We start from the raw sequence: 24,528 nt of genomic DNA, 5'->3' as shown, positions 1-24,528 counted from the left end.
TAGCAAAAGAAAGCAGAAAAAGAATGACAATCTATACAGTAAAAATTAATGAAGATGACCCATTAAATAAACAATTAAATTTGTTTGAACCATTATAAAATATGTCAACCTATTTTAGGTACACACAAGTTACAGGTTACAAGGTTCAGGTTTCAGGGTGCGCTTCCATGGAACTTGCAACTCACCGCTCACTCTCCTTCACAAACCGTATCATCGCGCTGCTGCCTTCATTGCTTTCGAGCCGGGCCTCATAGCGTTTCTCACCTATATAGGCAACCATAAAAGAGGTATTGGGAGGAATAGAGCCGAGGTTTTCGGCCACCATTACCAGTTCATTGCTTTGTAGCAATTCGCTCACAGGCAATTTTACAGTAAACGGTTTATCGGTAAGATAAATATGTTTAAAAATAAGCCTGTTGTTTAAAAAGAGTGTAATCGAATCTCCGTCTATTTCGGCATTGTCATAAAAATTCAGTTCAATGGAATCGCCAACTATGGGTATTTCTAATACAGGTATTTTTTGCCGTTGCGCGAACTTCTGTTCAATGGTAAGTGGCGCTGCTATACTCACGGGCGGCGCCTTTGGTTGTACGGCAACTACAGGTGGTGGATTTGCTTTTTCCTTTACAACCGGCGGTTTAAATACCACCGGCTTTTCTGTTTTTACAGGAACGGGATGCCTTGCAATCAACCCAACACTGTCAATGATATAGGGGTCGTTAGCGCCGGCTGTAAAATTTTCAATCACAAAATCCCATTCATCGTAAAAAGAAGGCTGATTGGTTTTATCTAAATGCACTTCGCCTTTTGGCCTGTTTTCGTCTTCTTTCAGGTTGGCTTCACCTTCTAATTTCATAATACCTTCGCCAGGGCAATTAAAATCGGCCTCTGAGCGCAATGCTTCCTTGCCCGGTGAACCAAGTCCTGTTCTTCCACTTTTTTCCTCTAACAGTTCATCGTCCCACCATATAGCAAGATTGTTCGGTTCATCAAAAAATCCTTTTATACTGTAACGGCGGTAATTGTTGGGCGATTGATAATAATAGGAAGTGCCCCTAAGGCTGTCTCCTTTTTGTATGATCTTCAGTTCCACTTTTTGGCGGTTGATCTTTCCACGCCATACACCGGTGATCATTTGGGCAGCAGCCTGCTGCAAAACAACCGAACCGATAATAAGAATGATGTAACTGTTTTTCAGCATACTGCGCTTCAAAGTGTGCAAATTTTGGATGTAACGGATACCAATGGCGATTATTTTGCCAAAGTAGTTTTATGAAAACCTTTTAACTAAATATTGTTTTAAAATTAGCAGCCAGACAACTTGAATTTAGGGCTTATCTTTGCAGTTCCTTACCAATGCCCGTACAGTAATTATAGCAGTGTGGGCGGATTTGATATAAGATGAATTTGAATGTGTTGCTCGACGAGTATTTAAAAGATACCCGCATTTTTCAGATTGCGGACAGGCTCGTATTGACTAAACCCCAGCGTCTTTTTCTTAAAAACCTTCATGGCAGCGCTTCGCAATTTGTTTTCGGATCCATTTTCCGCCATGATCTTGCTTCGCAGTTAAACCACCTGGTTATATTAAACGATGCGGAGGAAGCCGCTTATTTTCACAATACTTTAGAGAACCTTACTTCGGCGCTCAATGTATTTTATTTTCCGTCTTCTTTCAAAAACAGGAAAAACTACAGGCAGCTTAATGCATCGCACGTAATGTTACGTACGGAAATGCTTACCCGCTTTTCTACCGCCACCGGCAACAGGGTAGGCGCTATTGTTACGCATCCGGAAGCCTTGTTTGAAAAAGTAGTGTTGCCTAAAACCCTGTCGGGAAATATCATTCGCATTAAAGCCGGCGACAGCATCAATGTAAATGAATTACTATCGCAGTTTGTGGATTATGGTTTTGAAAGAACCGATTTTGTATATGAGCCCGGCCAATTTGCCCTGCGGGGAGGTATATTAGATATTTATTCTTTTGGCAATGAAAAGCCCTACCGCGTTGAATTGTTTGGCAATGACGTGGATTCTATACGGATATTTGACCCCGAAACACAGTTGAGCGAAAGGAAGCTGTTGCAGGTAACCATTATCCCCAATGTGGAAACACAGTTTGATTCAGGAGAAAAAGTTTCTTTGCTGGAGTTCCTCCCCGAAAATACGGTAATATGGGTGCAGGACTGGGATGTGGTAAAAGAAAAGTTGAATGTGCAGGAAGAAGATCTGGAAATATTTTTCAGGGTGCAGGAAACAGCAAAAAAGCCACTGAACGATGATGATGATCATTTAGAAAAGAAAGACGTAACCAGCGATGATTTTGTGCCTGTAACAGCAATTGAAGAACAATTGCAGTTGCGGCATATTGTTGAATTTGGTCATACACCTCATTTTGGCGGTATAGAAATAGCGTTCGACACTAAAGAACAACCTTCCTTTAACCGCCAGTTTGATTTTTTGATCAAAGACCTTAAAAATTGGGAAGCAAAGAAATACAATATTTATCTCTTTGCCGAAAATCCAAGGCAATTAGAAAGAGTGCACAGCATTCTTGCAGACCTGAAAGCGGAAATACAGTTTACCCCTGTACCCATTTCCATTCATGGTGGATTTATTGCGCATGACCTTAAAGTGGTTTGCTATACGGATCACCAGATATTCCAACGCTATCACAAATACCGGATAAAGCAGGCCTATAATAAAAATAAAGCGCTTACACTTCGTTCTCTCCGCGAATTGCAACCGGGAGATTATGTTACGCATATTGATCACGGTGTAGGTATATACAGCGGCCTGCAAAAAATTGAAGTGAATGGTAAACTGCAGGAAGCTGTTAGAATTATATACAAGGATACGGATATACTGTATGTCAATATCAATTCACTCCACAAAATAGCCAAGTATACAGGCAAGGACGGCAGCGTACCTAAGGTGAATAAATTAGGCAGTGATACATGGCAGAAGCTGAAAGAGAAAACAAAAGCAAGAGTTAAGGAAATTGCTTTCGATCTTATTCAGTTATACGCCCAGCGTAAGGCTCAGGTGGGTTTTGCCCATAGCCCCGATAACTATATGCAGACGGAGTTGGAAGCTTCTTTTATTTATGAAGACACGCCCGATCAAAGCAAATCATCGGCAGATGTGAAAAAAGATATGGAAGTGCCGCATCCTATGGACAGGCTGGTTTGCGGCGATGTGGGTTTTGGCAAAACAGAAATAGCGGTTCGCGCTGCTTTTAAAACCTGTTGCGATAATAAACAGGCCGCTATACTTGTACCTACCACTATTCTTGCTTTTCAGCATTATAAAACATTTAAAGACCGGCTTAAGGATTTTCCCGTAACGGTAGATTATATCAATCGCTTTAAATCATCCAAAGAGAAAAAGGAAACGCTTAAAAAGTTACAGGAAGGTAAAATTGATATTATTATAGGAACGCATGCACTGGTGGGAAAAGAAGTGAAGTTTAAAGACCTGGGATTACTGGTGATAGATGAAGAACAAAAGTTTGGCGTTGGGCATAAAGAGAAGATCAAAACGCTTAAAACCAATGTAGATTGCCTTACACTAACGGCAACACCTATTCCAAGAACATTGCAGTTCAGCCTGATGGGTGCACGTGATTTAAGCATTATTAATACGCCTCCGCCTAACCGGCAGCCCATACAAACAGAAGTACAGGTGTTTAATGAAGACAATATCCGTGACGCGATATACTACGAAACGGAAAGAGGCGGGCAGGTATTTTTCATTCATAACCGTGTGCTGGGGTTGAATGAAATGGCTAACATTATACAGGGTCTGTGTCCCGATTTGAGTATAGGCGTAGCACACGGGCAATTGGAAGGCCATATACTGGAAGAACGGATACTGGATTTTATTGAGCATAAGTACGATGTGCTGGTATCTACCAATATTGTAGAAAGTGGCGTGGATATTCCCAATGTAAATACCATTATTGTTAACAATGCGCACCAGTTTGGACTGAGTGACCTGCACCAGTTGCGGGGACGCGTAGGCAGAAGCAATAAAAAAGCTTTTTGTTACCTGCTGGCGCCGCCGGTAAGCACGTTGCCGGATGATTCGCGCAAGCGCCTGCAAACACTGGAACAGCATAGTGAACTGGGCAGCGGTTTCCAGATCGCCATGCGGGACCTTGATATTCGTGGCGCCGGTAATTTACTGGGTGGCGAACAGAGTGGTTTTATGGCCGAGATAGGATTTGAAATGTACCAGAAAATATTAGATGAAGCGATCAGGGAATTAAAACGTACTTCATTCAGGGAAGTATTTAAAGAAGAGATTCAGAAACAGGAAGATTTTGTGCAGGATTGTACGATTGATACCGATCTTGAGATACTGATCCCCGACGTTTACGTGGAGAGTATTAATGAAAGGTTGTCGTTATATACCCGGTTAGACAATTGTGATAATGACGAAGATCTGCAGCAGTTTCACACCGAAATGGCCGATCGTTTTGGACCCATACCCCAGCAGGTGGAAGATCTGTTTATTACTGTACGTTGCCGGAGACTGGCGGTAGAACTCGGATTTGAAAAAATGGTGCTGAAAGAGGAAACCTTAAGGTGTTATTTTATCAATAACCCCGACTCGCCCTATTTTGAATCGGACACGTTTAATAAGATGCTGCAGTTTGTGCAAACGGTTACCCACAAAGCAAGGCTAAAGCAAACGGGAAGAAATTTCCTGCTCATTCACGAAGATATAAAAGGCATGGAGCAGTTGTATCATTTCCTGTTTAAAATGCACCAATATACAAGAGAACATGTTGACGTAGCATGAAATCGCAATGAACTGCGGGGCGAATAGATTATGAAATTTCTGCGAATTGAATTATATTTCCGTACAAAATAAAATTGTATGGAACAACAAAACGCATTCCTGGGAACAGATGAACAACCCATTGTAACGCCTACCAGCGACGAAAAAACATTGGCCATCCTCTCACATATACTCACTATAGTGGTTTGGTTATTTGCGCCACTGATTATTTACCTGATAAAAAAAGATGAGTCTAAATTTGTTGCTGCGCATGCAAAGGAATCCCTTAATTTCCAGATAACGGTTACCCTTGCCTGCATCGTATTGTTTATTACCATTATTGGTATTTTTTTATTGTGGATCGTTGGCATCATTGCATTGATACTGGTAATTGTAGCTACCATTAAGGCCAACGACGGGAAATTATATCGTTACCCGTTTACATTAAGGCTGATCAAATAAGAGCAGACTGAAATAATGGTGAAAGTAAGAAGGCGAAAGGCAATTTTTTTCACTCCTTTCCTTGCACTTAGCCGGTTGCCCTATTTTATGAGTGCAACCGTTCCTTTTCTTTTTATGTTATTCCCCAAATAATCTTTTCCTTCAATTATCCATACATAAGTGTCGGTGGTTTGGCGCTTACCATTGAAACTTCCATCCCACCCGGTGGAGGGATCCGTAGCGCTGTATACCATTTGGCCATAACGGTTGAATATTTTAAAATAATGTATGGCCGTCATTCCCGCTGCAACAAAACGGAATACATCATTTTTGCCATCCCCGTTGGGAGTAAAAGCGGTAGGAACATAAAATGCAGGTCCTTTGTATGCCTTAATAAAAATGCTGTCTGTTGTAGGGCAGCCAGCGGTAGCAGAACTTACTGTAACCGCATAAGTAATATCATTTTGTATTGTTGCTACGGGGTTTGAGGTATTAGCATCGCTTAACCCGGATGATGGAATCCAATTGTAAAAATCACCACCGGATGCCTGTAGTTGCATGGGTTGCCCCGTTGCCGCAATCGTGTCATTTCCTGCAAAGGCATAAGTGGCAAAAATGGAAACTTCCTGCTTCAAAGTATCCGAAGGACAGCCGCCAGGACCAAGGGCGTAAACACTTGCAATATATGTTCCGCCATCATTGTAGGCGTGGGTAGCGTATGCGCTGTTGCCGGTTGTACTATCTCCGAAGTTCCAGTGCCATTGCTGTACAGGCAGTGCCGGGTTGGTATTGTCTGCAACAAAAAGAACCGGTTCGTTTTTACAGGCATCCCTAGCTTCCTGCATGCTGATATCGGGATGTTGTTGTATGTTGATCACTTTTTCTGTTCTATCAGATATGCAGCCTTCTTTGGTTTTTACTTCAAGTGAGATGCTGTTGCTGCCTAATGGCAATTGACGCTGCATTGGAGATTCCGGATTATGAATGGGAGTTCCGTTTACAACCCAGTTCCGTTCATTAACTGTACCAAACTCCACTTTTGAAAGATCATTAAAGGGAATGAGTTTATTATCGCAATAAGGCGGGTCTTTAAAATTAAAGTCGGCTATTGGTTTTGATCCGGCTACCACCTGTTGCCGGAAGGCATCGGAAATACAACCATCGTTGCCAACGATATTCAGGCTTACAGTATAGTTGCCCGGCTGAGGGTAGCTGTGCATGCCCGGATTTTTTACCGTGTCGGTAGTGCCATCGCCAAAATCCCAGAACCATTTAACGATATCTCCAAAGGAAGTAGAGCTATCGCGGAATAAAACCGGTTCGGGATAACAGGTGATCTGGTCTTCTGCAAGTGAAAAGGAAGGGTTCAGTGATGTACAGAAGCGCTGGTGATTGGTTGCTCCGCCTGTTGCGCCCGAAAATCCCCAAAAAACCATAGGATTGCCGTGAAAAACATTTTGCACAAGATTTATAGTAGCATGCATTCTTTCTTTGCCATCCATGTAAACCGTTATTATGGCAGCAGCAGGGTCCCAGGCTATGCGTATAATATGCCACTTGCAGTCTTCAATATTATCATTGTTCTCCAAAGCCGTTACGGGTCCCGCAATACTGTTAGCGGTATTATGATTTAAATCGCCATTTAAATGTATGGCCAGATGGTCATAGTGCGGATCTCCGAAGTCTGTGTTCTGGTACGTATCAATAGCCACTGCCACTGAGGGCGATACACCCTGTATGCCCAATCCCTGCCCCGTTGTGCCTATGCTGGTGCTCAGTGGCTGCAGCACAAATGCAATACCATCGGCCCCATCGGCATTGCGGCAGCCTAAAAATACATTGAAATGGTAATCGAATGGACGGGTGAGATCAATTTTATTGATATTCCATACAGATCCGGACTGATCGTTTTTGTCGTTTGTAATGGTATAGCAATTGCAATCTTCCTGTGTGGCATTCCCATTAAGATGATAAGGTTTATCGGTTTGGGCGTACAGCAGATGTACACCCGGAAGCAGGCAGAACAAAATCATCAGGAAAAAGCAGCAACCATAACGATGCTTTTTTAATTGCCAGTGCTTTGAGGATACCATTTTATTTTAACTCACGCTTTAAAAAATCGTTGATCCTTGTATACAGGCTCATTCTAAGAATATTGGGCGTTCCATCGCTGAGGTTATGTGTTTTGTCCGTATAGAAATGTTGCTCAAAATTGGTTTTTCTTTCGTTGGTTAGCTGCTTACTCAGCTCCATGCTGTTGTGGAGATGCACATTATCATCTGCAGTTCCATGAACAAGAAAAAGGCCGCTTTTATAGTTACCTGCAAAACTTACAGGAGAGGCATTTTTATATCCCTCTGCATTTTCACTGGGCATGGAAAGCAGGCGTTCGGCATATACATTTTCGTAAAACCGCCAGTTGGTAACCGGCGCTATAGCTACGGCTGCTTTAAAACGGCCGGCATATTTGGTTTGCGCCAATGCGGCAAGATATCCCCCATAACTCCATCCCATAACCGCTACTTTCGACGAATCAATGCGGTAGTTCCGCGCCAAATGATCTTTTACTTTTAGCAGGTCTTCTATCTCTATATCGCCCGGCGCCTTATAGTTGATTTTCCTGAACGCTTTTCCTTTACCCGGCGTACCTCGGGGATCTACACAGGCTACCGCATAACCCTGGTTAGCCAGCCAGCGCATAGTGAGTGTAAATTTATCGTCCCATTTGTCCAAAACTTCCTGGTGGGTTGAGCCGCCGTAAACATATAGTACGAGTGGTAGTTTTCCTCTTGTATTGCTATAGGGGCGGATCAGCCAGCCGTTCATCGTCATGGTATCATTGGCCTGCACAGTAAAAAAGTATGCCTGTGGGATCTTATAATCGTTAAGCCGGTCATTCAGCTCTTTGTTTTCAATCAACTTTTTCTTATCCTTTCCTATGGTGGAAATTACCTGGTAAACCGGCGGCTCGTTTAAAGAAGAGAATGCATCAAAAAAGAATCGTTTGTCGTTGCTTATCCAGGTGTCGTGATAACCATCGCCGGAGGTGAGCTTTGTTCTTTCCTTACCATCGTAATTTATTTTGTACAATTGTTTTTGTCTTGAGCCCGATTCGTTCGATGAATAGTATATCTCATTGTGTGTATCATCAATCGCCTCCACGCTAATCACTTCCCAGTTGCCGCTGGTTAAAGAAGTAGCGGTAGCGGAATCGCTGCTTATTTCATACAAATGAGTATATCCATCCTTTTCGCTCTTCCATAAAAATGATCTGCCTTCTTTAATAAAGTGCATATTATCCGGGTAAACCCTTACATAATCAGCGGGACTTTCTTCCGTATAGATCACTGAGGTCTTTCCTGTAACAATATCGGCTTTCAGCAACTCTAATCTTTTTTGATTTCTTGTCAGGCGTTGCACAAATAAAGTCTTATTATCAGGGCTCCATTTGATTCCTGTAATGTATTGATCGGGATTGACGCCAACATCTATTGGAACAAAAATTTTATTATTGATATCATACACAAATACTTTTACATCGGGTACCATTTCGCCGGCTAAAGGGTAACGCTGATTTCTGATTTCGGCATAAGGCCGTTCATATATTGTTAATGGATAGTTTTTAACTGTATTTTCATTGAACCGCAGCATGGCAATATAATTCCCGTTGGGGCTCCAGTCATACGCCTTCGTCATTCCAAAACCGTTCTCGTATAACGCATCTGCCATACCATATAAAAATTGGCCTGCTGATCCGTCAACCGTTACGGGCATGGTCGTATTCTTTTCAATATCCATAATATACAGGTTGGCGTCAATAATATAAGCCAATCGTTTGCTATCGGGTGAAAAGCTGGGGTATAACTGCTTCCCATTAGCGGAAACAACCCTTAATATTTTCTTATCAATATCCCATACATAATTAAAAGCTTTTTCCGAGATGGTATATAAAGGCTCAATTTGTGTGCGGATAAGCACTTTATTGTCATCGGGTGAAAAACCAAAATCCTGGAAATAGGTAAATGTAGTGGGCAACGAATCGGTTTCCCGTTTGATCTGGTTGGAAAAAAGCGTATCTACGATCCTGGTGGTATTAAAATCGAGCGATAGAATAACCTGCGGCCCGGAAGCTGTATCCGTTTGGATCCACGCAAAACGGGGCGATTGATTCATGAGGTGTACAACATATTTGCGCTCATCGAAGTGACCGCTCCATATCTTTTCGAGATCAAGCTCCATTTTCCCCTGTTGTTGTGCCTGAACAATAAAGGGAGCGTAAAATACAAATAAGCCTATGAACAGTTTTTTCATTATCAGCATAATTGGGTAAAAAAAATCTTTGAAACAGGTTATTGGAATTTTACCGTGGAAAATAGCATTAGGGAGGTAAAAATAAAGGTATTCATTTAAATTGCATGATAAATCCGGGTGAATACGAAGAACCAAATAGCAAACTACAAGAACCAAATAAATTTCAAATACGAATATTAAAATTCGAAATCCGAAATGAAATCCAATCTCAACGCCGGAATGAAATAGCTATAGTACGGCTACTGAAATAAGAAAGTAGTAGCGAAATTAAGTTGAAATCACAAGTAGCACAAAAGCACCATCATCGTGTCGTTTTTCAAAATACTTAAGAACACTTACCTGCTATGACAAATTATCTTTTAAAGAATATCAATATTGTTAATGAAAATTCCATTGCTGCTGCCGATGTTTTAATAAAGGATGGAAGGATTGAAAGAATAGGCACTGCCATTCAGGCAACATTTGCCGTCACAGAAATTAACGGGGAGGGCAAATACCTGCTGCCGGGCGTAATTGACGACCAGGTGCACTTCAGAGAGCCCGGGCTAACCCATAAAGCCACTATTTATTCTGAATCGAAAGCAGCCGTAGCCGGAGGAGTTACTTCCTTTATGGAAATGCCCAATACCATTCCCAATGCGCTTACACTGGATTTGCTGGAAGATAAATATGGCATCGCTGCAAAAACGGCTTTGGCGAATTACTCATTTTTCATGGGCACTGCCAATAATAATGCAGATGAGGTGCTGAAAGTGAACCAGCATAGCGATAAGATATGCGGCGTAAAGATTTTCATGGGTTCCAGTACAGGCAACATGCTGGTAGATAATTACCTCACGCTTGATAAACTATTCCGGGAAAGTGAAGTACTGATTGCCACGCATTGTGAAGATGAAAAAATTATTAAGTCCAATTACGAAAGGATAAAGAAAGAGAAGAGCATTTTGACAGCGGCAGATCATCCGCTGATCCGCAATGAAGAAGCCTGTTTTGAATCATCGCTCACTGCTATACAATTTGCCAAAAAATACAACAGCCGACTGCATATCCTGCATATTTCAACAGCTAAAGAGTTACAATTGTTCAGTAACCTTAAACCGCTGAAAGAAAAGCGCATAACCTGTGAAGTTTGTGTCCATCACCTGCATTTTACCGCTGATGATTACGAGCGCCTGGGTTACCTGATCAAGTGTAATCCTGCTATTAAAGCGCCGCATAACAGGGAGGCATTATGGGAAGCTTTGTCAGACGACAGGATTGATGTGATTGCTACAGATCATGCGCCGCATACTTTATCCGAAAAGGGCTATTCCAGGGATGATAAGGGGAAGCTTATTTTGAAAGAAGATGTACAATATGAAAATGCGCATGCCGGGTTGCCCTTGGTGCAGCACCCGCTATTGCTGATGTTGTATTATTACAAACAGGGGAAAATTAGTTTGGAAACAATTGTGCGCAAAATGAGCCATGCGGTAGCGGATTGTTACCAGCTATCCGGCCGGGGCTATATTCGCGAAGGGTATTGGGCCGACCTGGTAGTAGCCGACCTGAATCGCCCGGGAACAGTAAAACGCGAAGACCTTTTGTATCAGTGCGGATGGAGTCCTCTTGAAGGGTTTATTTTTCCTGCAAGCATTACCCATACGTTCGTGAGTGGCAATTTGATCTACGAAAATTATGGAAATGCGGTATGGAATGAATCTAATAAGGGCATGAGATTGTTATTTGAGCGGTAGATTGATATTTAACATGCCTGATTTTAACAGGATTTGACCGGTGCTTATATTACATGCAGATAGATAAAACCACATATAACGACCTTTCTGTCTTCAATGCTGAGGAAGAGTTTTCCGTTTTTCATAAACTCAATTTTACACGTACTGGCGGTGGCAAAGAATGGTTGCGCTGGATGATGCGTGAACCTTTTGAAGAACTAAACAAAATACTGGATACCCAAAAAATAATACAGCTTATCGTATCCCGTATAGATCAATGGCCCACTTCCATTACCAACGGCACTATGATGATGATGGAAAGGTTTTATGATACGGCGCTTGATCCTATACCGCATTCAACGGATTTTTTCAACACCCGGCTGTACAAAGCTTTACATAGTGTTGATTATGGACTGGTACGGTATTCGGTTACACATTTCCGTGATTTTGTTTGGGGAATGCAGCAATTGGCCGTATTGATTGATGCTCCCCAGGCGCCGGCCAAATTACAATTGTTTGCCTCCAGGATACGGTCACTGCTGCTGCATCAGCAACTGCAGGAGCTATTGAAAAAGGAACCGGGACAAAGTTTTTCTATAAAAGAAAATCTTTATTATGGTTACTTTCTGCGCAATGCTTTTAAAACACGGCTTCACGAATTGAGTGAGATATTTTACCAGTTGGATGCCTGGTATTCAATGGCCAGGGCGGTTCAGCATTACCGCTTAACCTTCCCTGAATTTGTTGTTTCTGATGAGCCATTTGTAAAAGCGGATAAAATATATCATATTCTCCTGCCACAACCGGTATCTTACGACATAGAATTATCACCAAAAACCAACTTTCTTTTTCTAACCGGGGCCAATATGGCGGGTAAAAGTACATTCATCAAATCGCTTGGAGTGGCTGTTTACCTGGCACATCTGGGCATGGGTGTTCCTGCAGAAAAGCTGCAGCTTTCTTTATTTGATGGTATTTTAAGCAATATTAATGTTGAAGATAATATTGTAAAGGGCGAAAGTTATTTTTTTAATGAGGTACAGCGCATAAAAAAAACAATACTCACCATCAGCAATGGAAAAAAATGGCTGGTGCTGATTGACGAATTGTTTAAAGGAACAAATATGCAGGATGCCATGCGCTGTTCACTGGCAGTAATTAAAGGATTGATCCGCATTAAAGGTTCCCTGTTCATTCTTTCAACACACCTTTATGAAATTGGAGACGAAATGAAAGTCTATCCCACCATTTCCTTTAAATATTTTGAAACCAATATCAGCAATGATAAGCTGGAATTCAGTTACCAGTTAAAAGATGGCATAAGCAATGACCGCCTCGGTTATTTTATTTTAAAAAGCGAAAAGGTGGTAGAGTTGCTTGAACAGTTATGATCCTCCTGTGCGTTTGAAAGGCATCTCTTAAAACTTAGGACAACCCAGTTTTTTTCTTGAAGGATCAGATGGTTTTCTTATGAAAATGAGTGATATTTCATTTCCGCCCCTGCTTTTGGAGGCAGTGCTCAGTGAAGAATTATTAATATCATAGCTGTAACCCAATCTGAATCCGGAAAATTCAATACCCACATACGGAATAAAAGCATCGCCAAAACGATACCATAACCCTGTATATAAATTACTTTCTATTTCTTCATCATCACTCAGGTTAAAGGCAATTGCGCCTCCCAGAACAGTTTCGGTAGCACCTGCCTGCCGCTGATGTATAAAGCTGCCATGAAAAGTGGTGATGCGCCCAATGGGAATATAACCTCCGCCATGAACAGTGAGCCGGGGATTAAGAATATAATTACCTCCCTGGAAGGATTCTTTCGGCCGGCTGATATGATAGGACGATACACCCAGATAAAAATTATTATAGCCGTTGGTGCTGCCACTATAGAGCAAACCGGCGTTCACATCAAAATAATTTACGGCAACATTACCGGTGTTAAACACTTCGCTGGTAACGCCTGTAAATCCCAAGGAAGTAAGCTGGTCCTCAAAAGTAGCTTTGCTGATGTCGAGCCGCTTATTGGCATAGGTTCCCTGGAAACCAACGGTTAGGGTATGGTATCCATTTTCGTCTAACGCCTTATGATACGCCGTTGAAAGTGAAATGAAATTGTTATTGAGTATTTTATTACCACTCTGATCGTTCAATCCCATAATACCTACTCCCCAGGTATCAAATTCGGGAATGCGGTTTTGCAGCAATGCGAAATCAACTGAAGCGGTTGCCGTGGTATAAGCGTTATTGATGGTGGGCCATTGATTGCGGTAATTGCCTGCTACACGAAAAGTGCCGTCAAATTTGCCGGTATAAGCAGGGTTCAATGTTAAGGGTGATGAAAAGAACTGCGAAAAATGCGGGTCCTGTGCATACGTACTAACACACACAATAAGCAGCAGTGGTACAAGGACTTTTTTCATCCTGGTTGAATTGTTTGTTAAGTTACGAATATTTGAATTAAGATTGCGTCTTTGAGCCAAATGAAAGGTCTCCTGCATCTCCTAATCCGGGTACAATATATCCTTTGGCTGTTAACTCATCATCTATGGCGCCACACCATATTTTTACACCAGGTTCTTCCCTGCGCACAAATTCAATGCCCACGGTACAGGCTATTGCCGAAACAATATGAATTTCCTTTGGTTGGCCTTCCGCTTTTAAAGCCTGTAGTGTTTTAACCAGCGATGCACCTGTAGCCAGCATAGGATCTGAAATGATCAACACACGGTTATCCAGGTCGGGGCAGGAAACATATTCAATGCTAATTTCAAAAGAGCCATCCCTGTGATGTTTCCGGTAAGCAGATACGAATGCATTATCCGCCTTATCAAAATAGTTCAGCACGCCCTGGTGCAAAGGCAGCCCCGCACGTAAAATGGTGGCCAGTATTGGTTGTTCTTTAATGACCTTACACACAGATATACCCAAAGGGGTAGGAATATCCCTTTCTTCCCATTCCAGCGTTTTACTTATTTCGTAGGCAATTACTTCACCTGTTCTTTCTAAATTTTTTCTGAAACGCATTCTGTCTGTTTGGATATCCGTGTGCCTTAACTCGCTTATCCAATTGCTCACTAAAGAATGTTCCGCACTAAGGTTTATAACCATAAAACATTGTTTGGGTTACCAATAGTTCCGTGTAAATCAATAGTTTTATGCAACAAATCTAAACGCTGTAATTTGTAATCTAAAATTTCTTTAATGATTTACCGAGCTATTGGCCTTATGAGTGGCAGTTCATTAGACGGGCTGGATATTGCTTTCGTTCATTTTCATGAAAACGCCGGGAAATGGAATTTCGATATAGTACATGCGGAGTGCTATCCCTACTCTGCGGAATGGATAAACAAATTACAATCTTCCATACAGCTTAATGCTTTGGACTACCAGTTATTGCATGCCGAATACGGGCATTACCTGGGCAGTGGGGTAAATGCGTTTATTAATAAACATCAATTGCACTACCAGGTGCAGCTTATCGCTTCTCACGGGCATACAACTTTTCATGTGCCGCAAAAAATGACCGCTCAATTAGGGGATGGGGCAGCTATTGCCGCCGAAACGGGCATTCCGGTTATCAGTGAATTGCGGGCTTTAGATGTAGCTTTAGGTGGGCAGGGAGCGCCTATCGTACCTATAGGAGATAAACTGCTTTTTGGTGAATTTGACTATTGTTTAAACATCGGGGGTATTGCTAATATATCTTCGCACACTGCTGATACTTATATATCTTTTGACGTTTGTGCTGCCAACCGGGTATTGAACTTGCTTGTGTTGCAGGTAAGGAAAGCATATGATGAAGGGGGACAAATGGCAGCAACCGGCAAAGTGAATCACAAACTATTGGACGCTTTAAATGAGTTGCCTTTTTATAAAGAGCATTATCCAAAATCGCTCTCCAATGCTTTTGGAAATGACATTGTATATCCACTGGTGGTTAAGCAGGGATGCAGTTTGGAAGACGCGCTGTGTACTTATGCAGAACATATTGCCATTCAGATTAAAGCTGCTGTTGAACAAATAAAAGAAAGGATGGCAGAAAATGAAATCCCCCAAAAAATGCTGGTAACAGGCGGAGGGGCATTCAATACTTTTTTAACCGGCAGATTGAAGTACCACATAAAACCTCTGAATATTGAACTGGTAATCCCTGAAGAAAAAACGGTTAAGTATAAAGAAGCATTGGTGATGGCTTTAATAGGGGTGCTTCGCTGGAGAGAGGAAAATAATGTATTGTCATCGGTAACCGGAGCCCGCCGCAACAGTATTGGCGGCGCCATATGGATGGGACAGGAAGCATAAGCAAAATAAATACTTACTGATAAATGAATGGAAACCGGTAGTGAGGAATATGAACAAAGGGTTTATTACTTTATTAAAAAACTTGTATTAACTTACTGTATATTATTAAAAACGATGGTATTCATTTATTTGTATGGCCGCTAAAAGTCAATCTTATAAGAAAAAAATCACCAGGCAACTCTACTTTTCCAATTTACTCTCCTGTGCCGAGTTAAGCCATAAAATAGATAAAAGTCTTTCGCTTACCACTAAAATATTGAATGAGCTTATTGCAGAAGGTATAGTTATTGAAACCGGGTACGCTCCTTCAAGCGGAGGTCGCCGCCCGTTAATGTATTCGCTCAAACCTGATATTCTTTATACCGTATCGGTAGCTATGGACCAATTTTTTACGCGGATCGCCATTATGGATATGCAAAATAAGCATGTGCGGCCGGTAGAAAAATTTGAACTGCGGTTGGCGGATAACCCAATGGCCATATCGGCACTAACCGACAAAATTGAATATGTTATTGAACAGTCGGGGGTGAGCAGGACTAAGATTGCGGGCATTGGCATAGGCATGCCCGGATTTGTGGATGCGCAGCAGGGACTTAATTATAGTTTTTTGCAAACAAAAGGTGAAAGCATCACAGGTTATATAGCAAAGCGCACAAAGCTTACGGCTTATATTGAAAATGATTCGGGTATAGTAGGCCTGGCGGAATTAAAGTTTGGTGCCGCCCGCAACAGACGAAATGCTATGGTTATTAATATTGGATGGGGCGTGGGCCTGGGAATGATATTAGAAGGCGCACTCTTTAGAGGGGATAATGGATTTGCGGGAGAATTTAGTCATATACCGCTTTTTAACAACGGCAAGTTGTGCAGTTGCGGTAAAAGCGGTTGCCTGGAAACTGAAACTTCACTTTTTGTAATTGTGGAAAAAGCAAAAGAGGGTATACAGGCGGGGAGGGTAACGGTATTAAAAACTTTACTTTCGGGCAGGGAGGAAGACCTCGAAAAAGATGCCGAAACGATAATTTTTTCGGCTGGTAAAGGCGACCGTTTTGCCATAGAGTTGTTGTCGGAAGCAGGTTATAATATAGGAAGAGGTATCGCTATATTAATTCACCTGCTTAATCCCGGAATTGTAGTACTGAGCGGAAGGGGAGCGCTGGCTGGTAAAATATGGCAGGCGCCCATACAACAGGCACTCAATGAACATTGTATACCCCGGCTTGCCATTAATACAGAAATTTGTATTTCTACATTGGGCTATGAAGCGGAATTGATTGGGAGCGCTGCATTGGTTATGGAAAAGTTTGGAGAGACAATAAAAAAAGGCTATAAACCCGAAAGGGCGATAAATACAATGAATAACGGGGTATGAAGATAACCATCCGCTTTTACTTTCGCCGGAATGCTTATTTTAGCGCCCATGTTATTTAAGGATGTTATAGGGCAGGAAAATGTAAAACAACAGCTTTTACAACTGGTAGAGCAGAATCGTTTAAGTCATGCTTTATTATTTTTAGGTAAAGAAGGCTCCGGCGCATTACCTCTGGCTTTGGCATTTGCCAATTATGTAAGTCTCTTTTCATACACAAATTCTAATGTTCCCGCCGGTGCTTCCGTATCTCTTTTTGGTGACACTGATGCTGAAATAAATTATACAGCACCTGTAAATAAAAGCTGGCAGCGGGCAGATGAATGGATGCAACAGCAACCCGCCTGGTCAAAGGCAGCCGGTTTGGTCCATCCCGATATTCATTTTTCATATCCTGTAGTTCCCAAAAAAAGTGGTGATAAACCATTGAGTTCTGACTATAGCAGTGAATGGCGGGAATTTATAAAGCAATATCCATATGGTAACGGGTACGACTGGTTGCAGTTCATTGGAGCAGAAAACCGGCAGGGTAATATTACTGCTTATGAATGCAATGATATTATTCGCAAGCTGAGCCTGAAAAGTTTTGAAAGCAGGTATAAAATTTTGCTCATGTGGTTGCCCGAGTACCTGGGTAATGCCGGAAATAAACTACTTAAGCTAATAGAAGAGCCTCCGCCGGATACTTTATTTCTGCTGGTAGCGGAAAATGAAAGTCTTATACTCCCCACCATCCTTTCCCGTACGCAACTGGTTAAGGTTCCTGCACTGGATATAAAAGATATTGAAGCCGCATTAACGGAAAGAGCAAAAGTTTTGCCGGAGCAAGCAAGGCAAATAGCATTGGTAAGTGAAGGCAATTATCATGAAGCCTTGCAATTGCTGCAGCATTCAGGCGATGACTGGCAGGGAATATTACGGGAATGGCTAAATGTTATTATAAAAACCAATTTTATTGCACAGGTAAAATGGATTGAAGAAATAAGCCGGCAGGGAAGGGAAAAGCAAAAACAATTTTTACGTTATTTCAATCATTTGCTTGAACAGAGCATTCGCTTGCAGCTCATACCCGGATTAAGCGCTCAACTGCCCGATGCAGAGAAAGATTTTGCACAGCGGCTAAATAAGATCGCTTCACTGCACCAGCACCAGGCCATTGTAGAAGAGCTGGATAAGGCATCGTATTACATTGAAAGAAATGCCAATGCTAAAATACTTTTTCATGCACTCACTATTAAACTGTATCACATTATAGTTAAAAGCGAGACCGTAGAAATGAACTGAACGGTTTATGTGTGTTGAACCGGGTATTTGGTTTCTATAAATTTTATAAGGTTTTCCCTGGCGTTTTTTTGTACGGCTCTTTTCATAAATCCTGTCCAGCCAAATAGTATGCCTTTCCATCCAAAAGCCTGGGCCAGCCAGGTACTCAGCCTGAAAGCATCGCTATGTTCAATGATCGCTCCGTCTTTTAAACGCAGATAGGCCTTTATGTTATTGGTTACTTTACGCCCCGTTTTGGAAAACGTGTAGGTAGCTTTCCATTTGCAGGTAGCATATTCCTCATCTAACAATTCAATATCGGAAAAGCCGAGCGAAAAGTCTTTTGCATTGGCACAAAGCATTTCCCACATGGCCTTTACTTCTTCACCTTTTAATATGCTGAATACAGGATCACTGAAAATGATATCATCGCTGTAGCACGCGTTCATGCTATCGGCATCCAACCGCTGAAAGGAGCTGTAAAATTTTTTGATGACCGCTTTATTATCGTTCATAATTAATTTGTTCCTGAAAGTGTGAATGTATTACATTTATTTTCAAAACCCAATACAGCATGCGCCGCATACCTGTTTATCTGTTTCTCTTTTTTTCACCGGTCTTTGTTTTTTGCCAGGTACTCACAGATTCTGCATGGATCAGGGAAAATTATCAAAAAACAGACCGATATATCACCATGCGGGATGGGATAAAGCTATATACTGCTGTGTTTACGCCCAGGGATACAGGTGAGGTATATCCTCTTCTTATGCAACGCACGCCATATTCGTGCAGCCCTTATGGTGAAAACAATTACCGTAGCCGCCTGGGTCCCAATGCTTCGCTTATGAAAGAGAAATACATTTTTGTATACCAGGATGTAAGGGGGCGGTATAAAAGTGAAGGAAAGTTTCGTGAAATGACGCCTGCCGTTGATGTAAAAAAATCAAACAATGATGTGGATGAATCAAGCGATACTTACGATACCATTGAATGGTTGTTAAAGCATACCCGTAATAACGGACGTATGGGTATGTATGGTATTTCTTTTCCGGGCTTCTATTCCAGCGCAGCGCTGCCCGATGCGCATCCTGCACTAAAAGCCGTTTCGCCACAGGCGCCCATGTCGGATGAATTTATGGGTGACGACTGTAATCATAACGGCGCTTTTTTCCTGCTTGATAATTTTAGCTTCTACAGTGGCTTTGATGGCCCTCTTGCAGCGGATAGTCAGAGCTATCGCCCATTCTTCAAAACAAACTATAAAGATGCTTACCGTTTTTTCCTTGATCTTGGTCCATTGAAAAATGCCAATACAACTTCTTATTTCAGTGGTACCAACAGCACATGGAGACAGGTTATACAACACGATACCTACGACAGTTTCTGGCAATCCAGGAATATCCGCAAGCATCTTAAAAACATTAAACCTGCTGTGCTTGTTGTAGGCGGATGGTTTGATGCGGAAGATTTATACGGATCATTAAAAACATACAGGGCTATTGAGGAACAATCACCCGGTAATCATACCCGGCTTGTAATGGGGCCATGGACACATGGCGGCTGGGCGGCGCCATCGTGGAAATCCTTTGCTGATTACCGCTTTGGCGATGATCTGAACAAATACTACCAGGATGAGATTGAAACAAAATTTTTTAATTTGTATCTGAAAGACAAAGGCAGTTTTGATCAGCCCGAAATAACAGTTTTTGAAACGGGCACCAATAAATGGAAGCATTACGATAGCTGGCCGCCGGCGAACAGTAAACCTGTACCGTTTTATTTACAGGCCGGAGGAAAAATGTCAGAGCGCAAACCCACGGCAAATAACAGCAGGAGCGAATATGTAAGTGACCCCAGTAACCCCGTGCCTTATACCAATGGAATATGGAGCCGGCGAAATAATAAATATATGGCGGAAGACCAGCGTTTTGCAGCACAGCGTTCTGATGTGCTTTCCTTTCAAACAGACGCACTTGAAAAGGATATTACATTAACAGGCGAAATTGGCGCCCGTCTTTTTGTAACTACCACCGGCAGCGACGCAGATTTTATTGTGAAATTAATTGATGTTTGGCCGGAAGGATCTTATTTGCCTGCGGAAATATCCGGGGAAGATTCGCTTGCCATGGGCGGCTACCAGCAAATGGTAAGAGCGGAAGTGTTTCGCGGAAAATTCCGGAACAGTTTCGATAAGCCGGAACCCTTTGTGAAAAATAAAATTGAAAGAATTGATTTTAATCTCAATGAAGTAGCGCATACATTTAAAAAGGGGCACCGGGTGATGGTGCAGGTGCAAAGCAGTTGGTTTCCTTTGGTAGACAGAAATCCGCAACAATTTGGCTATATACCCGGTATGGATGCGAAAGATTTTAAAAAAGCTGCCATTCGCATTTATCATGATGCGGCGCACAGCAGTCATATTATATTGCCGGTAATGCAGGAATAATGGTCTTATGCCTTGTTAATGGCATCAATAATAATCCCGCAGGCTTTAATGATTTCTTCATCGCTGATGTTCAGCGGAGGAGCTATACGCATACATTCAGGGGCAAATAAAAACCAGTCTGTTAATACACCTGATCCGATGCAAAGATCAATAATAGTCTTATTTTTTTCGAAGCTTTCAAATTCAACGACAATCAGTAATCCTGCTGAACGTACGGCTTTAATTTGAGGATGTTTCAGTAAGGAAAGAAAAAGCTTTTCCTTTGCTTTTACCCCACCAGTAATATTTTCTTCCTGCAATGCTTTCATAGCGGCAAGTCCGGCGGCACAGCTTACCGGGTGCCCGCCAAATGTAGTAATATGCCCGAGAACAGGGTTGCTGGTAAGGCTCCGCATGATTTTCTTATCAGCAACAAAGGCGCCCAAAGGCATTCCGCCGCCCAGCGCTTTGCCAAGCAAAATTATATCAGGGATTATTCCAAACTGTTCAAACCCCCATAGCGTTCCGGTTCTCCCAAAGCCAGATTGTATTTCATCCAATACAAGCAGGCAGCCAGTTTCTGTACATTTTTTTCGCAAGGCCTGCATCCATGCTTTGGAAGGTGCAATTACGCCCCGCTCTGCCTGTATGGTTTCGGCAATTACGCAGGCGGTTGCTGTAGTAATATGTTCAAGGTCATTCAATGAATTGTAGTTTAAATGCAAAATACCAGGCAGTAAAGGCCGGTAAGCATTACGCCAGTATTCATCTCCTATAATGCTTAATGCGCCCTGTGTTGATCCGTGGTAAGATTGATTGAAGGCAATGATTTGCGTTCGGCTGGTATAGCGTTTGACTAATTTCATAGCGCCCTCCGTAGCTTCAGCGCCCGAATTGGTGAAGTATACGGAATTGAGCGAACCCGGTAAATGTTGGGTAAGATAATGTGCGTAAGCAACCTGTGGTGTTTCAACAAATTCGCCATACACCAGCAAATGCAGGTATTGATCCACCTGTTTTTTAATAGCTTCTGTTACCGCCGGATGCCTGTGGCCAATATTGCATACGCTTATGCCGGCAATGAGGTCAATAAATGATTTTCCATCTGCATCCCATAATGTGGAGCCTTCTGCTTTAACAATTTCCAGCGCTAATGGTGCATCTGAAGTTTGTGCTACATGCTGTAAAAAAAGTTGCCGTTGGTTCACGATCAGGATTTATAAGATTGTAGAATGGATATTGACTTGCAGAAATTTGGATAGAAGATAACCATTATATTGTTATACGCGTTAGTATAATCAATTTGCCGGAGTATGTTCATTTGTAAGGAATCTATACCAAATCTACTTTTCAAAAAGATTATCAACGCCGTCAACAAAACTATTAACCAATAGCAATTGATTATCGCAAAAATAGACAAAGCCTCCCACATATTGATTATATTGATCGGTTCGAATACTATATTCGTTTTCCCGGTGATAAATTAATTTCCATGTACCATGCATTGTAATGTTTGAATTTTCTGTTAAGGAGAAAGTCGAGTCGGCATTAAAGGTTACTTTGATGTCTTTGTCTGCATTCCTAAATTCGCTGGTATTAGCAATGGATTGTTTCTTCCATATCCATGAGCCATTTAATGTAGCTGTAATAGCTGTTGAATCGAGCTTTTTCGTCATACTGCATGCTATCATGGCCTGTAATTCCGATTTAGCAGGCTTATCTTTTTTACACGAAGTGAATCCGGATAACAATGAAATATATAGTATAATAGCGGGGCGCATTAAAATCCGTTTTCATATTGACACTAAAAGAATGAGGTCCGTTGCACGGAAAAATATTGGATGGCTACTGCAACGCTGGGTTATTTCTACGCTTTTTTGTCGGGGGAGGGTTTTTCATAAAAAGTCCTTGTGAACAGCCATGGGACCCTGACGCTCAGCTTTCGCCGGGGTCTCATTCCACACACAATATTTCGTCACAGACGTGCAGAACTCAGCTTCGGATTTAATACCCGCCACGCGGACAGGTTTGAATTTTATCGCCACGGCGGACAGGCCTGCCTACCCTTTAGTTTGGTTCTTGTTTTTTGGTTTCTTGGTGCTTTGTATTCCCTTCGGATTTCGTCCCGCACGTGCGGGATCCAGCTTCGGGCTTAATTTTATTATCTCAGCCTCGCCAACGTCACTGCCTGTTTAAATTTCTTTGTTCTCCCCTTTAAGTTATACACTTCCGTTAGTATAACATAAATGCCCATACCGGTATGCTGATTTTTTTCATCTATGCCATCCCACCTGAAATAACCTTCGGTTCCGCAAATGCCATTGCGTACTAAGTAGCGGATGGTTCTGCCGCGGGCGTCAAACACGGTAATATTGCATACATAACCGGGCTCGGGAAATTGATAAGCAATAGTGAGAAAATCATCATGCCCGTCATTGTCCGGCGAAAAAACGCCGGGACTGATACTGATCCCACCCTGTAGCTGCTCATTGGCTTTGAATTGTGAGTTTTGATACGTGGGCGTTCCATAACCTGCGCTGGCTGCGGCGGAATGCCAGTTGTTTTTATCCTGCGTGGGTTCGTTGTAATCTATTCTTTCTAATGCCACTCCTTTATAATTGGTCGCCAGGCCAAAATGCCATTTTTCATCATAATGGAGTTCATCAATTACTTCCCCCAAAGTATTTAATAATACCACGGTGCCGGAGGTATTTGGATAAGAAGGCATGGTTGGTATTTCGATAATTGCGTTTGGGCTTTTAACCAGGTATTGTTGCTTAACCGCAACGCCGTTATCCGTTACAACAATAAAATCTCCTGGAAAAATTAAAATATCGTCTGTGCTTACCTGCTTTAATGTACTTAAGTTGCCCGAAGCATTCCTGCCGGCAACGTACAATGTTTTGGCATTGATAATGTGATTGCTGCGGTTATAAAATTCTATATAGTCTGCACCATCGGTGGGAGGATTAAACAATATTTCATTAATAACAATATCAGAAAGGGCTGGCATTTGCGACATTCCAACTTTTGCAGAAGATTCATTACTGGTCATATTGCCACTGCAATCCACAATATTTTTAACGTGCAGGCTATATACTTTTTCTTTTGAAAGTGGTGCATTTAACTTTAGCCTTACACTATTAAATAAAGGCGCTTGTGGCTCAGCTATCTCAATAGCAATGCCATCACTGCATACATAATTTTCTTTCACCGATGCCTGTAAGCTGTCTAATGTTTCATCAAATACAAGCAGGATATGAATACTGTCTGCTGCATAAGCGCGCAGGAGTTGAGGTGCTGTTTCATCTTTATTATCGCCGGCTATGGAATTGGGCGCTGCTGGTGTTCCACCCTTAGCATTGGTACTGGCTTTCCAGTTACTGCCACCGCTGCATGGGTTTTTTGTATCTATCATTTCCAGCGACCAGCCACCATCGCTTTTCACTTCGTTGGCATACCAGCTTTTATTATATCCCACTGCATGAATGAGCCGGTCATCACCTGAACGCAGCAACAGCATATCGCCATTAATATTCAAGCCAGGAAAATTGGTAATTCCTATGGTGGCGCCAAAAAGAGAAAGTGTTGTTGAAGCATTGGTTGCACAAATAAGAATAAAGCTGTCGGGTTGCAGTACAAAATCAGCTTTGATAAACGCCGTGCTTTTTCCATTGCTGATTTGCCAGCCATTGAGGTTATACGCATTGTGGGAAGCATTGAATAACTCTATATATTTAAAATCGGGAAGCCCTGGAGATGAAGAAGGGTTTGCCATGATCTCATGGATCAGCACATCATAACGGGTCGCCGGCTGCGCATGTATATACGAAATGCAGCCCAGCGTTAGCACGCAGAGCAGGGTGTTTTTCATGGTTTCAAGTTATAAAAATTTCAGCATATTTACCTAT

17 protein-coding genes are annotated in these 24,528 nt (G+C 42.0%); 8 read left to right on the top strand and 9 right to left on the bottom strand.

Annotation, left to right across the window (positions count from 1 at the left end; all coding sequences use genetic code 11):
- Nucleotides 1–181: 181 nt before the first annotated feature.
- Entirely contained in the window at nucleotides 182–1,213 is a 1,032-nt protein-coding gene (locus FRX45_RS15985; protein WP_152269447.1) for a hypothetical protein, read from the bottom strand.
- A 188-nt stretch (nucleotides 1,214–1,401) separates the two neighbouring features.
- On the opposite strand from FRX45_RS15985, the gene mfd reads away from it, so the two are divergent.
- On the top strand, nucleotides 1,402–4,806 hold the full coding sequence (gene mfd, locus FRX45_RS15980) for a transcription-repair coupling factor (protein ID WP_152269446.1): 3,405 nt from the start codon (nucleotides 1,402–1,404) through the stop codon (nucleotides 4,804–4,806).
- A gap of 78 nt (nucleotides 4,807–4,884) precedes the next feature.
- On the top strand, nucleotides 4,885–5,247 hold the full coding sequence (locus FRX45_RS15975) for a DUF4870 domain-containing protein (protein WP_152269445.1): 363 nt from the start codon (nucleotides 4,885–4,887) through the stop codon (nucleotides 5,245–5,247).
- An 80-nt stretch (nucleotides 5,248–5,327) separates the two neighbouring features.
- Here FRX45_RS15975 and FRX45_RS15970 read toward each other — a convergent pair whose 3' ends face one another.
- Entirely contained in the window at nucleotides 5,328–7,319 is a 1,992-nt protein-coding gene (locus tag FRX45_RS15970; protein ID WP_152269444.1) for a lectin-like domain-containing protein, read from the bottom strand.
- 1 nt (nucleotide 7,320) lies between these two features.
- The gene (locus FRX45_RS15965; RefSeq protein WP_193311732.1) at nucleotides 7,321–9,537 is read right to left on the bottom strand and encodes a S9 family peptidase; all 2,217 of its coding nucleotides are present in this window, start codon (nucleotides 9,535–9,537) and stop codon (nucleotides 7,321–7,323) included.
- 344 nt (nucleotides 9,538–9,881) lie between these two features.
- On the opposite strand from FRX45_RS15965, the gene FRX45_RS15960 reads away from it, so the two are divergent.
- Both FRX45_RS15960 and FRX45_RS15955 read left to right on the top strand, forming a co-directional pair.
- A complete protein-coding gene (locus FRX45_RS15960; RefSeq protein WP_152269442.1) occupies nucleotides 9,882–11,273 on the top strand; it encodes a dihydroorotase in 1,392 nt (463 codons plus the stop codon).
- 53 nt (nucleotides 11,274–11,326) lie between these two features.
- Entirely contained in the window at nucleotides 11,327–12,643 is a 1,317-nt protein-coding gene (locus FRX45_RS15955) for a MutS-related protein (RefSeq protein WP_152269441.1), read from the top strand.
- A gap of 27 nt (nucleotides 12,644–12,670) precedes the next feature.
- Here the strand turns inward: FRX45_RS15955 and FRX45_RS15950 are convergent, their stop codons facing one another.
- Both FRX45_RS15950 and upp read right to left on the bottom strand, forming a co-directional pair.
- Nucleotides 12,671–13,678, bottom strand: a complete 1,008-nt coding sequence (locus FRX45_RS15950; RefSeq protein WP_152269440.1) for a PorP/SprF family type IX secretion system membrane protein — start codon at nucleotides 13,676–13,678, stop codon at nucleotides 12,671–12,673.
- 37 nt (nucleotides 13,679–13,715) lie between these two features.
- The gene (upp, locus tag FRX45_RS15945; protein ID WP_152269439.1) at nucleotides 13,716–14,366 is read right to left on the bottom strand and encodes a uracil phosphoribosyltransferase; all 651 of its coding nucleotides are present in this window, start codon (nucleotides 14,364–14,366) and stop codon (nucleotides 13,716–13,718) included.
- Between the two features lie 93 nt (nucleotides 14,367–14,459).
- On the opposite strand from upp, the gene FRX45_RS15940 reads away from it, so the two are divergent.
- The 3 genes from FRX45_RS15940 (at nucleotide 14,460) to FRX45_RS15930 (ending at nucleotide 18,213) form a co-directional block, all read left to right on the top strand.
- Nucleotides 14,460–15,560, top strand: coding sequence for an anhydro-N-acetylmuramic acid kinase (locus tag FRX45_RS15940; RefSeq protein WP_152269438.1), 1,101 nt, complete (start codon nucleotides 14,460–14,462; stop codon nucleotides 15,558–15,560).
- Between the two features lie 133 nt (nucleotides 15,561–15,693).
- A complete protein-coding gene (locus FRX45_RS15935) occupies nucleotides 15,694–16,932 on the top strand; it encodes an ROK family protein (RefSeq protein WP_152269437.1) in 1,239 nt (412 codons plus the stop codon).
- Between the two features lie 30 nt (nucleotides 16,933–16,962).
- Nucleotides 16,963–18,213, top strand: coding sequence for a DNA polymerase III subunit (locus FRX45_RS15930; protein ID WP_226805414.1), 1,251 nt, complete (start codon nucleotides 16,963–16,965; stop codon nucleotides 18,211–18,213).
- Nucleotides 18,214–18,218: 5 nt separating this feature from the next.
- Here FRX45_RS15930 and FRX45_RS15925 read toward each other — a convergent pair whose 3' ends face one another.
- On the bottom strand, nucleotides 18,219–18,707 hold the full coding sequence (locus tag FRX45_RS15925) for a nuclear transport factor 2 family protein (protein ID WP_152269436.1): 489 nt from the start codon (nucleotides 18,705–18,707) through the stop codon (nucleotides 18,219–18,221).
- 59 nt (nucleotides 18,708–18,766) lie between these two features.
- Here FRX45_RS15925 and FRX45_RS15920 point away from each other — a divergent pair, with 59 nt between their 5' ends.
- Nucleotides 18,767–20,638: a CocE/NonD family hydrolase gene (locus FRX45_RS15920; RefSeq protein WP_152269435.1), complete on the top strand. Its 1,872-nt coding sequence runs from the start codon at nucleotides 18,767–18,769 to the stop codon at nucleotides 20,636–20,638.
- Between the two features lie 5 nt (nucleotides 20,639–20,643).
- On the opposite strand, the gene FRX45_RS15915 is transcribed toward FRX45_RS15920, so the two are convergent.
- From FRX45_RS15915 to FRX45_RS15905, 3 genes are all read right to left on the bottom strand, one after another.
- A complete protein-coding gene (locus tag FRX45_RS15915; protein ID WP_152269434.1) occupies nucleotides 20,644–21,825 on the bottom strand; it encodes an aspartate aminotransferase family protein in 1,182 nt (393 codons plus the stop codon).
- A 135-nt stretch (nucleotides 21,826–21,960) separates the two neighbouring features.
- Nucleotides 21,961–22,398, bottom strand: coding sequence for a hypothetical protein (locus tag FRX45_RS15910; RefSeq protein ID WP_152269433.1), 438 nt, complete (start codon nucleotides 22,396–22,398; stop codon nucleotides 21,961–21,963).
- A gap of 380 nt (nucleotides 22,399–22,778) precedes the next feature.
- Nucleotides 22,779–24,491, bottom strand: a complete 1,713-nt coding sequence (locus FRX45_RS15905; RefSeq protein WP_152269432.1) for a lamin tail domain-containing protein — start codon at nucleotides 24,489–24,491, stop codon at nucleotides 22,779–22,781.
- Between the last annotated feature and the right edge of the window lie 37 nt (nucleotides 24,492–24,528).

This window comes from Agriterribacter humi, assembly GCF_009192765.1.
GTDB lineage: Bacteria > Bacteroidota > Bacteroidia > Chitinophagales > Chitinophagaceae > Agriterribacter > Agriterribacter humi.
Note: the sequence above shows the minus strand (reverse complement) of the source record. Positions and strands in the feature narration are given on the sequence as shown.

Excerpts from the sequence above, each read along its gene's own strand:
- FRX45_RS15930 (WP_226805414.1), top strand. The coding sequence starts at position 16,963 with ATGCTTATTTTAGCGCCCATGTTATTTAAGGATGTTATAGGGCAGGAA.
- FRX45_RS15970 (WP_152269444.1), bottom strand. The coding sequence starts at position 7,319 with ATGGTATCCTCAAAGCACTGGCAATTAAAAAAGCATCGTTATGGTTGC.
- FRX45_RS15960 (WP_152269442.1), top strand. The coding sequence starts at position 9,882 with ATGACAAATTATCTTTTAAAGAATATCAATATTGTTAATGAAAATTCC.
- FRX45_RS15950 (WP_152269440.1), bottom strand. The coding sequence starts at position 13,678 with ATGAAAAAAGTCCTTGTACCACTGCTGCTTATTGTGTGTGTTAGTACG.
- FRX45_RS15910 (WP_152269433.1), bottom strand. The coding sequence starts at position 22,398 with ATGCGCCCCGCTATTATACTATATATTTCATTGTTATCCGGATTCACT.
- mfd (WP_152269446.1), top strand. The coding sequence starts at position 1,402 with ATGAATTTGAATGTGTTGCTCGACGAGTATTTAAAAGATACCCGCATT.
- upp (WP_152269439.1), bottom strand. The coding sequence starts at position 14,366 with ATGGTTATAAACCTTAGTGCGGAACATTCTTTAGTGAGCAATTGGATA.
- FRX45_RS15920 (WP_152269435.1), top strand. The coding sequence starts at position 18,767 with ATGCGCCGCATACCTGTTTATCTGTTTCTCTTTTTTTCACCGGTCTTT.
- FRX45_RS15975 (WP_152269445.1), top strand. The coding sequence starts at position 4,885 with ATGGAACAACAAAACGCATTCCTGGGAACAGATGAACAACCCATTGTA.
- FRX45_RS15965 (WP_193311732.1), bottom strand. The coding sequence starts at position 9,537 with ATGAAAAAACTGTTCATAGGCTTATTTGTATTTTACGCTCCCTTTATT.
- FRX45_RS15940 (WP_152269438.1), top strand. The coding sequence starts at position 14,460 with ATGATTTACCGAGCTATTGGCCTTATGAGTGGCAGTTCATTAGACGGG.
- FRX45_RS15905 (WP_152269432.1), bottom strand. The coding sequence starts at position 24,491 with ATGAAAAACACCCTGCTCTGCGTGCTAACGCTGGGCTGCATTTCGTAT.
- FRX45_RS15955 (WP_152269441.1), top strand. The coding sequence starts at position 11,327 with ATGCAGATAGATAAAACCACATATAACGACCTTTCTGTCTTCAATGCT.
- FRX45_RS15935 (WP_152269437.1), top strand. The coding sequence starts at position 15,694 with ATGGCCGCTAAAAGTCAATCTTATAAGAAAAAAATCACCAGGCAACTC.
- FRX45_RS15925 (WP_152269436.1), bottom strand. The coding sequence starts at position 18,707 with ATGAACGATAATAAAGCGGTCATCAAAAAATTTTACAGCTCCTTTCAG.